Raw genomic sequence first — 9,013 nt, forward strand, 5'->3', positions numbered from 1 at the left:
CAGGCCCGCCAGCCGGTCGAGCAGCAGCCCGCCCTGGGCGTAGCGCTCGTCGGCCCGCATGCTCAGGTGGCAGCTGAGCACCCCCAGTCGCGCGCGCCCGATTCGCACGACCGCGGTCGCGAACCCGCGCTGGTGCAGGCCCGGCGTACGCGGCAGCAGGACGTCCGCGGTGCGCTCGACGTGGGCGCGCAGCGAGGCGAGGATCAGCGGCCCGGCGGCCGTCGCCCCGCCCGTCACGTACACGAGGTCGGAGTCCGCGGCCAGCCGGGCCGCGTGCTTGCGCCAGCGGAAGAACCGCGGCGCCTCTTGGACGCACACGAGATCGGGGGCGCACGCCCGGATCACCCGGGCGAGCGCCGCCCGATCGTCGCGCAGCGAGCGGACGTTGTAGCTGAGCACACGGACCACGGCGGAGCCGTCCGGCTCGGTACGGGAGGCCGGCAGGTCCGGCAGTACGGAACTCATGCCTCTGGCCTACACCCTTCCCGCCGGTTCGCGGCCGATTTCACGGTCTCCGACAGCCCACGCGCCGGGACGGCGCCGGGACGCGGCGCTCAGCCCTGCCGGGCCAGGTCCGCCGCGCCGACCAGGCCCGCCTTGCCGCCGAGCTGGGCTGCGAGGACCTGGGCGTGCGGCCGGTACTGGCCGCCCACCAGCCAGCGGCGGAAGGACTTGCGGATCGGCTCCAGGACGAGGTCGCCCTCGTCGGAGACCCCGCCGCCGACGATGAACGCCCCGGGGTCGAAGAGCGACGCCAGGTCGGCGAGGCCCGCACCGGCCCAGCGGGCCAGCTCGCGGAAGGAGTCGATGGCGACCGGGTCGCCCTGCCGGGCCGCCTCGCTGACGTGCTTGCCCTCGATCGAGTCGGGGGTGCCGTCGCCGAGGCCCAGCAGGATCGCGGCGTTGTCGGGGGTGGCGACGGCGCGCTGGCGCGCGTACCGCACGAGGGCGCGCCCGGAGGCGTACTGCTCCCAGCAGCCCTGGCTGCCGCAGCCGCACAGCAGGCCGTCCGGCACGACCCGGATGTGGCCGAACTCGCCCGCGACGCCGAACCGGCCGCGGCGCAGCTTGTTGCCGATGATGATGCCGCCGCCGAGGCCGGTGCCGAGGGTGATGCAGATGACGTCCTCGTGGCCCTGGCCCGCGCCGAAGCGGTACTCGCCCCAGGCCGCCGCGTTGGCGTCGTTCTCGACGACGACGGGCAGGCCGACGCGCTGCTCGACCTTGTCCTTGAGCGCCTCGTGGCGCCAGTTGATGTTGGGGGCGAAGAGTACGGTCGCGCGCTTGTCGTCCACGTAGCCCGCCGCGCCGATGCCGACGGCCTCGACCTGGTGGCTGCTGCTGACCGTGCGCACGGCGTCGGCGATGGCGTCGACGACCCCCTCGGCCGTGGGCGGGGTCGGCACCTTGCACGTCTCGCGGATCGTGCCCTCTTCGTCGACCACGCCGGCCGCGATCTTGGTGCCGCCGATGTCGACGCCGATGGTGAGTCCCATGTGTCCCTCAGTTTTTCGGTCGTACCCCGCTGCGGCCAACCGTACCGGAGGGGCGGCGGGCGGTACGGCTGGAGGGACCGGGCAATACCGCCCTGAACAGGGCGGAAGCGGCCGAGCCGTTACGGGTCCGTGCCGGTCGCCGGTTCGTCAGTCGAGATCGTCAAGGTCGATGCGCTCGGGGCCCGAACCGTCCGGCACGTCGCGCGTCCAGCGCCGCTCCTGGCCCTCGACGGCGGCCCGGTAGGCCGCCAGCAGTTCGGAGCCGGCGGCGGCCAGATGGCCGAAGACCTCGGGGTTGCGCTCGACCACCGGCTCGACGGCGGCCTTGGCCTGGGAGATCAGCTGCTGCACCGCGTCCCCGGCCGCCGCGCCGGCGATCGGGATCTGGAACGAGGACAGCTTGCCGGCGACCGCGTCGGCCAGCTTGCGCAGCTCCTCGACGGGGGTGCCGGGCTCCTCCCCCTGCCGGGCGCGGTGGCGCGCCTGCTCGGCGGCCAGGTCCTCGGCACAGGCCTTCGCCCAGGCGTCTGCGTCGGCGGTGTCGGCTGCGGGGCGCTCGGTGGCGTCGCTCATGGCGGGCTCCTGCTGGAGGACTTCGGAGATACCTCGACGTTACCCGAAGGAAGGGCCCCGGTTCACGGCCCGGGCCGGGGACGGCGGGCTCTCGCCGTTCGGCAGCCGCGATGCGGCCGAGTGCCGCGGGGGTGCGATGCGGCTGGCGCCACCCGGGGAAGGTCCGGCTCAGAGCCGGAGTGCGGACCGGGCCAGGCGGCTGCCGAGGGTCGGAGCGACCGGTTGCTCCGGGCGAGACCCCGGCACCGCCTTGGCGGCCGGAACCCACGGGGTGATGGCCACCGGCTCCGGGTGCGTGGCGCGGCGGCGAGGCCCGGCAGCCTTACGCGGTCGGCGCTGCGGCTTTGAGCCGGAGTGCCGACCGGGCCGGGCCCGCCGCCGAGAGTCGGCGCGACCAGCTGCTCCAGGGCGAGGCCCCGGCACCACCTCGGCGGCTGGTCCCCACAGGGTGATGGCTACCGGGTGGGCGGCGCAGCGGCGAGGCCCGGCAGCCCTACGGGGTCGGCAGTTGCCCGCTCGGCCAGAGTGCCGGGTCCGGGGTGAAGCGGATGCTCAGTTCGCCGTCCGCGAGCCGCGCGCCGGACACCGAGCAGCGGCGCAGCGCGGACGGCAGCGGCCGGATCCGGCGGAACGGGCCGACGGCGAGGACGAGTTCGTCGCCGCGGCGTACGAGGTCCAGCTCCTCCCGCTCGGCCCCGGGCAGCGGCAGCCGCCACACAAGTACGCCCTCGTCGGCGAGCCGGTCCTCGACCACGCCGGGGCCGGAGCGCTGGTCGGAGCCGTGGCCGAGCCCACCGGCGTGGCCTGGCCCACCGCTGTGTCCGGGCGGGGCGCCGCGCTCGGACGCGTCCGAGCCGCGCACCGGCCGGTCGGCGTCCGTCGGTTCCGCGAGCCCGCCCGCCTCCGCGAGGACCGCGAGGTCGTCCGGGCCCGACGGCTCGTGGCCGAGGTGCGGCAGCTCGTGGACCGGAGGGCCGACCGCGGGGTCGGCCGAGCCCTCGGCCAGGTCCTCGTACAGCCCCTTCAGGGCCGTCTGCTGGTGGCCCGAGGCGGCGGCCAGCCAGGGGTCGGTGGAGCCGGTGGGCAGCAGCCGGTTGGCGACGACGGCGTCGAGCGGCAGGCCGTACAGCGCGAGGGCCGCGCGGGCGGTGCGCAGCGTCTCGGCGGCGGTGGGGCCCGGTTCGAGGACGAGCCGGACGGTCGTCGTGCCGGAGTCCAGCAGGGCCTGCGCGGCGGCGAGGTCGCGCTCGCAGCGCTCGGCCGTTTCGTACAGCCACCGGGCGGGCATCGGCACGCCCGCCAGCTGGGCGAGCATCGGGCGCAGCGCGCGGGCGGCCTGCCGCTCGGGCGGCAGCAACCGCCGCAGGTAGCGGCGCAGTTGCCTGGGCAGCGCGAGCGCCGCCAGGGTGTCCGGCAGCGGCGGCAGGTCGATGACGACGGTGTCCCAGGCGGGCACGGTCGACCCGGCGCCGCCGGAGTCGTCGGAGTCGTCACCGGCGGCCGGCGCGGCCTCCGAACGCTCGTGGAGCGCCTTCAGGGCGTGGAGCAGGGCGAGTTGGGGCGCGCCGGGGAGTTCGGTGACCTCGTCCCGGTCGAGCGGATTGGCGCCGAGCAGGTCGAGTACGGCGGAGCCGCGCTCCTGGAGGGCGAGGAGTTCGGTGCGGAAGTGCTCGGCGGGGTCGATGCGGGCGACCCAGAGGCCGCCACCGGTTCCGGGGCGGTGGCCGGTCCGGGCGGCCTCGGTGGTCCGGCCACTCTCAGCGATCCGGGCGGCCTCGGCGGCGATCCGGGCGGCCTGAGCGGTGTCAGCGGTGCCGGCGGTGTGGGCTGTATCGGTACCGGCGGTGCCGCCGGTACCGGACCCGTCGAAGTCGTCGCGACCGGCACCGGAGATCGGCGCGAAATCCGGGCCGGCGCCGGGGATCGGCGCGAAGTCCGGGCCGGCACCCGGCGGTTCGTCGTCCGGCGCGGCGCCCGCGTCCGCAACCGCGTCCACGTCCGCAACCCGGACCGGTGCGGTCCACGGCCGTGGATCCGTGCCGCGCGCCTGGGCGGGGATTCGGGCGTCCGCGCCGCGGCCGCCGCCCCGGGTCCCCGGCACCTCCCCCAATCGGTCGGTGGTCAGCAGCAAGGTGCGGTGCCCCGCGCGGGCGGCGGCGACGGCGGTCGCCGCGGCGACCGTGGTGCGCCCGGCGCCGCCCGCCCCCGTGATCAGGACTGTCCGGGCTCTCCCCACGTCAGGCCTGGGTTCCGCTCTCGACGCGCTTCTTCAGGCCAGCGAGGGCCCGGTCGATGATGACCTTCTCGGCCTTGCGCTTGATCATGCCGAGCATCGGGATCTTGACATCCACCGTCAGCTGGTACGTGACCTCGGTGCGCTTGCCGTCCGCCAGCGGCGCCAGCCGGTACGAGCCGTCCAGGGCGCGCAGCATCTGGGACTTGACCAGCGACCAGCTGACCTCGTTCGCACCGGTCCAGGTGTAGCCGAGGGTGTGGTCGTCCTTGATCGCGCCGGCGTCGAGCAGCAGCCGGACCTGCTCGGCCCGCCCCCGCTCGTCCCGGGCGAGGACCTCGGCCTCCTTGACCTCGCCGGTCCACTCCGGGTAGCGGTCGAAGTCGGCGATGACCGACATGACGTCGGAGGGTGCCGCGTCGATCTCGATGCTCGAGCTGGTGTGTTCCGCCATCGCGGGGGCTCCTCCACGTACGGGCCGCGGATCCGCGGCCTGTCTGCCTGCCGGTGAAGGCTACCGTGCGCAGGTCGGGGGCCGGAGCCGTACCCTCCGTGACGAACCGGAACCGGCCACCCCGGACCGCTCCTCAGCTCTGGGCCAGCTCAGGCGGCCGGCTCAGACGCCTGGCTCAGGCGGCGAGCTCAGGCCGAAAGGCTCACACGGCCGGCTCAGGCCACAGGGCCCACCGCTCCGGTCTCACCACTCCAGCGCCCACGGCCGCCCCGTCGAGGCGAAGTGCCCGACGTTGACGCACTCGGTCACCCCGATCCGCATCCGGCGGGTCAGCGGCTGGTGCACGTGCCCGAACAGCGCGTACCGCGGCCGGGTCGCGCGGATCGCCTCCAGCAGAGCCGAACTGCCGCGCTCGAAGCGGCGGGCGACCGTGTCGTAGCAGAGCTCGGGCACGTCGGGCGGGATGTGCGTGCAGAGCACGTCCACCTTCCCCAGCGCGGCGACCTTCTCGGCGTACTCGGCGTCGTCGATCTCGTACGGGGTGTGCATCGGGGTGCGCAGGCCGCCGCCGACGAAGCCGAAGACCAGGCCACCGATCTCGGTCCGCTGTCCGTCGAGGACGGTGGTCCCGGAGCCCGCGTACTCGGGCCACAGGCGCGGGATGTCGACGTTGCCGTAGGTGGCGTACGTGGGGCGCGGGAAGGCGGCGAACAGTTCGGCGTACTGCTTGCGTACGGCGGCCTCGATGGCGGCGTTGCGGTCGAGGCCGGCCCACAGCCCGGTGCCGAACGCGCGCGCCTCCTCGAACCGCCTGGCGGTGCGCAGTTCGACGATGCGGTGGGCGTTCTCGGTGCCGAAGAGGTCGGGGAAGATGCCCCGCGAGTGGTCGGCGTAGTCGAGGAAGAGCACCAGGTCGCCGAGGCAGACGAGGGCGTCGGCGCCGTCCCCCGCCCTGGCGAGGTCGCGGCTGTTGCCGTGCACATCGCTCACCACATGGACTCGCATGGCCAGACCCTACGACGCGGGGCCCGCCCACGGGAGGGCGCCCGCCCCGTCCGGCCTGCCCCACCTGCGGTTGCTTTGGGGTCTCCGAGTGCCTGGACTACGCTGCGGCTGAGCGAACCGGCCGGGCATGTGACGCAAGGAACATCTGCCCTCGCCCCCTACCGGGACCCCTGTACCGGTGGGTAACGTCCGGGCCGTCCACACCCTGTCGTGAGCAAGGGCGGCGGACGGCGCAGCACATCACGGAGTGGCACACGACGAAGTGGCGCCGGCGCCCCGACGAGGAGCAGCAGTCTTGCGCGAGTTCAGCCTTCCGGCCCTGTACGAGGTCCCCGCGGACGGCAACCTGACCGATCTGATCCGCCGCAACGCCGCGCTGCATCCCGCGGCCGCGGTCATCAGCCGCAAGCGGAACGGCCGTTGGGAGGACGTGACCGCAGCCGCCTTCCTCGACGAGGTGCAGGACGCCGCGAAGGGCCTGATCGCCGCCGGGATCCGGCCGGGCGACCGGATCGGCCTGATGTCGCGCACCCGGTACGAGTGGACGCTGCTGGACTTCGCGGTGTGGAGCGCGGGCGCGGTCACCGTGCCGGTGTACGAGACGAGTTCGCCCGAGCAGATCGCCTGGATCCTCGGCGACTCGGGCACGGTCGCCTGCCTGGCCGAGTCGGACGCGCACCTGGCCGCGATCGAGTCCGTACGGGACCGGCTGCCGGCGCTGGGCCGGGTCTGGCAGATCGAGCGCGGGGCCGTGGAACAGCTGCGCGCGAAAGGCGCGGGGGTGCCCGACACCGAGGTGGCGGAGCGCGGCCGGATCGCGACGGCGGACTCGCCCGCGACGATCGTCTACACCTCGGGCACCACGGGCCGCCCCAAGGGCTGTGTGCTGACCCACCGCAACTTCTTCGCGGAGTGCGGCAACATCGTGGAGCGGCTGCGCCCGCTGTTCCGCACCGGGCACTCCTCGGTGCTGCTGTTCCTGCCGCTCGCGCACGTCTTCGGGCGGCTGGTCGAGGTCGCCTCCGTGCTGGCCCCGATCCGGCTCGGGCACGTGGCCGACGTCAAGAACCTCACCGACGAACTCGCCTCGTTCCGGCCGACGATGGTGCTCGGGGTGCCGCGCGTCTTCGAGAAGGTCTACAACGCGGCGCGGGCCAAGGCCCAGGCGGACGGCAAGGGGAAGATCTTCGACAAGGCGGCCGACACCGCCATCGCGTACAGCCGCGCGCTGGACACCGCGGGCGGGCCCTCGATGGGGCTCAGGCTCAAACACAAGGTCTTCGACCGGCTGGTGTACGGCAAGCTGCGCGCGGTGCTCGGCGGGCGGGCCACGCACGCGATCTCCGGGGGCGCGCCGCTCGGCGAGCGGCTCGGCCACTTCTACCGCGGCATCGGCTTCACGGTCCTGGAGGGGTACGGGCTGACGGAGTCCTGCGCGGCGACCGCCTTCAACCCGTGGGACCGGCAGAAGATCGGCACGGTGGGGCAGCCGCTGCCAGGTTCGGTCGTGCGGATCGCGGATGACGGCGAGGTGCTGCTGCACGGCGAACACGTCTTCACCGGCTACTGGAACAACCCGGCCGCGACGGCCGAGGCGCTGTCGGACGGCTGGTTCCACACCGGGGACATCGGCACGCTCGACGAGGACGGCTATCTGGCGATCACCGGCCGCAAGAAGGAGATCATCGTGACCGCGGGCGGCAAGAACGTCGCTCCCGCGGTGATCGAGGACCGTATCCGGGCGCACGCGCTGGTCGCGGAGTGCATGGTCGTGGGCGACGGGCGGCCGTTCGTGGGCGCGCTGGTCACGCTGGACGAGGAGTTCCTGCCGCGCTGGATCGCCGACCACGGCAAGCCGGCCGGCGCGACCGTCGCCGAACTGCGCACCGACCCCGACCTGTTGGTAGCGGTGCAGCGTGCGGTGGACGACGGCAACGCGGCGGTGTCGAAGGCGGAGTCGGTGCGCAAGTTCCGCATCCTGCCGGTGCAGTTCACGGAGGACTCGGGCCACCTCACGCCGTCGCTGAAGCTCAAGCGGAACGTGGTGGCGAAGGACTTCGCCGACGAGATCGAGGCGATCTACACGAGCTGAGCACTGCCGGCCGCCCGGCTGAGGACTCCGCACCGGCTGAAGGGAGCGGGCCGGCCGAGAGGGACGGGGCGGCCGAGCAGGGGCTGGTCGACCCCGCCCAGCTCAGGGGCCGGGCAGCCGTACCGGCTCAGAGAGCTGACCGACCGCACCGGCTCAGGGGGCGAACACAGGATCGTGGGCAGTGCGAAGATGACCGAGCCGGCCGCCGGCAGGTTGTAGTCGGTGAAGAACTGGCCACGGACCGACCGTACCGGCTGAGGGTGGGTCGGCCGGTACGGCTCAGGAGCAGGCCGCCGGCCGGGCCGCTGAGCGGCGTCGTGTGTTCCCCGTAGAACCGGTGAAACTCATCCAGGTCCTGCCACACACCGGTGGCGAGGCCTGCCGCGGCCGCTCACAGCAGCGCCGCCAGCCGCTCCGCCAGCAGGTCCCAGCGCCAGCGATCCTCCACCCACGCGCGCCCCCGCTCCCCCATGCGGCGCCGCAGTTCGGGATCCTTCAGGAGCGTGGCGATCCGGTCGGCCGCGTCCTCGGCCGACTCGCCGCGGACGACCCAGCCTGTCTCCCCGTCGAGCACCGCGTCCGGTGCCCCGCCGGAGTCCCCGGCCACCACCGGGAGCCCGGTCGCGGAGGCCTCCAGGTAGACGATCCCGAGCCCTTCGACGTCGAGGCCGCCCCGGCGCGTACGGCAGGGCATCGCGAAGACGTCGCCCGCGCCGTAGTGGGCGGGCAGCTCCTCCCACGGCACCGCGCCGGTGAAACGTACGCAATCGGCCACGCCGGTCTCCGCCGCCAGCCGCTCCAGGTCCGCCCGGTACGGCCCGCCGCCGACGATCAGCAGGACCGCGTCCGGAACCGCCGCCAGGATCCGCGGCATCGCCCGGATCAGCGTGTCCTGCCCCTTGCGCGGCACGAGCCGCGAGACGCATACCACGACGGGCCGGTCGGCCAGGCCCAGCCGGGCCCGTACGGCGTCGCCGCCGGACGCCGGATGGAAGGCCTTCTCGTCGACCCCGGGCGGGAGTTGGACCATCCGCCCCGCGGCCTCGGGCGTCAGCGCGGTGGCGATACGGGAGCGGGTGTACTCGCCGAGATAGGTGATCGTGTCCGTGCCCTCGCCGATCCGCCGCAGCAGCTGCCGCGAGCCGGGCTGGGCCCAGCTG

Annotated in this window: 8 protein-coding genes and 1 pseudogene; 1 reads left to right on the forward strand and 8 read right to left on the reverse strand. The window is 74.2% G+C overall.

The features are described from left to right. From AOK16_RS03070 to AOK16_RS03095, 7 genes and pseudogenes are all read right to left on the reverse strand, one after another. Positions 1 to 465, reverse strand: a 465-nt coding sequence (locus AOK16_RS03070) for an endonuclease/exonuclease/phosphatase family protein (RefSeq protein WP_338058467.1), incomplete at its 3' end; no start/stop codon positions are given. An 89-nt stretch (positions 466 to 554) separates the two neighbouring features. Beyond that, positions 555 to 1,496 carry an ROK family glucokinase gene (locus AOK16_RS03075; RefSeq protein ID WP_055470655.1) on the reverse strand — a complete coding sequence of 314 codons (942 nt, stop codon included), beginning with the start codon at positions 1,494 to 1,496 and terminating at the stop codon, positions 555 to 557. Between the two features lie 147 nt (positions 1,497 to 1,643). Then, positions 1,644 to 2,069, reverse strand: a complete 426-nt coding sequence (locus AOK16_RS03080; RefSeq protein WP_055470656.1) for a DUF5304 domain-containing protein — start codon at positions 2,067 to 2,069, stop codon at positions 1,644 to 1,646. A 493-nt stretch (positions 2,070 to 2,562) separates the two neighbouring features. Beyond that, positions 2,563 to 3,963, reverse strand: a complete 1,401-nt coding sequence (locus AOK16_RS03085; RefSeq protein WP_079101005.1) for an ArsA family ATPase — start codon at positions 3,961 to 3,963, stop codon at positions 2,563 to 2,565. A gap of 231 nt (positions 3,964 to 4,194) precedes the next feature. Continuing rightward, positions 4,195 to 4,305, reverse strand: a pseudogene (locus tag AOK16_RS29170) (ArsA-related P-loop ATPase); the annotation flags it as partial. Between the two features lies 1 nt (position 4,306). Next, the gene (locus AOK16_RS03090) at positions 4,307 to 4,756 is read right to left on the reverse strand and encodes an SRPBCC family protein (RefSeq protein WP_055470657.1); all 450 of its coding nucleotides are present in this window, start codon (positions 4,754 to 4,756) and stop codon (positions 4,307 to 4,309) included. A 243-nt stretch (positions 4,757 to 4,999) separates the two neighbouring features. Beyond that, the gene (locus AOK16_RS03095; protein ID WP_055470658.1) at positions 5,000 to 5,761 is read right to left on the reverse strand and encodes a metallophosphoesterase family protein; all 762 of its coding nucleotides are present in this window, start codon (positions 5,759 to 5,761) and stop codon (positions 5,000 to 5,002) included. A gap of 295 nt (positions 5,762 to 6,056) precedes the next feature. Between AOK16_RS03095 and AOK16_RS03100 the strand changes: the two genes are divergently transcribed. Continuing rightward, positions 6,057 to 7,853: an AMP-dependent synthetase/ligase gene (locus AOK16_RS03100; RefSeq protein WP_055470659.1), complete on the forward strand. Its 1,797-nt coding sequence runs from the start codon at positions 6,057 to 6,059 to the stop codon at positions 7,851 to 7,853. Positions 7,854 to 8,244: 391 nt separating this feature from the next. On the opposite strand, the gene AOK16_RS03105 is transcribed toward AOK16_RS03100, so the two are convergent. Beyond that, the coding region (locus tag AOK16_RS03105; RefSeq protein ID WP_055470660.1) for a glycosyltransferase family 4 protein at positions 8,245 to 9,013 on the reverse strand (769 nt) is incomplete at its 5' end.

This window comes from Streptomyces pathocidini (assembly GCF_001418495.1).
Taxonomy (GTDB): Bacteria; Actinomycetota; Actinomycetes; order Streptomycetales; family Streptomycetaceae; genus Streptomyces; species Streptomyces pathocidini.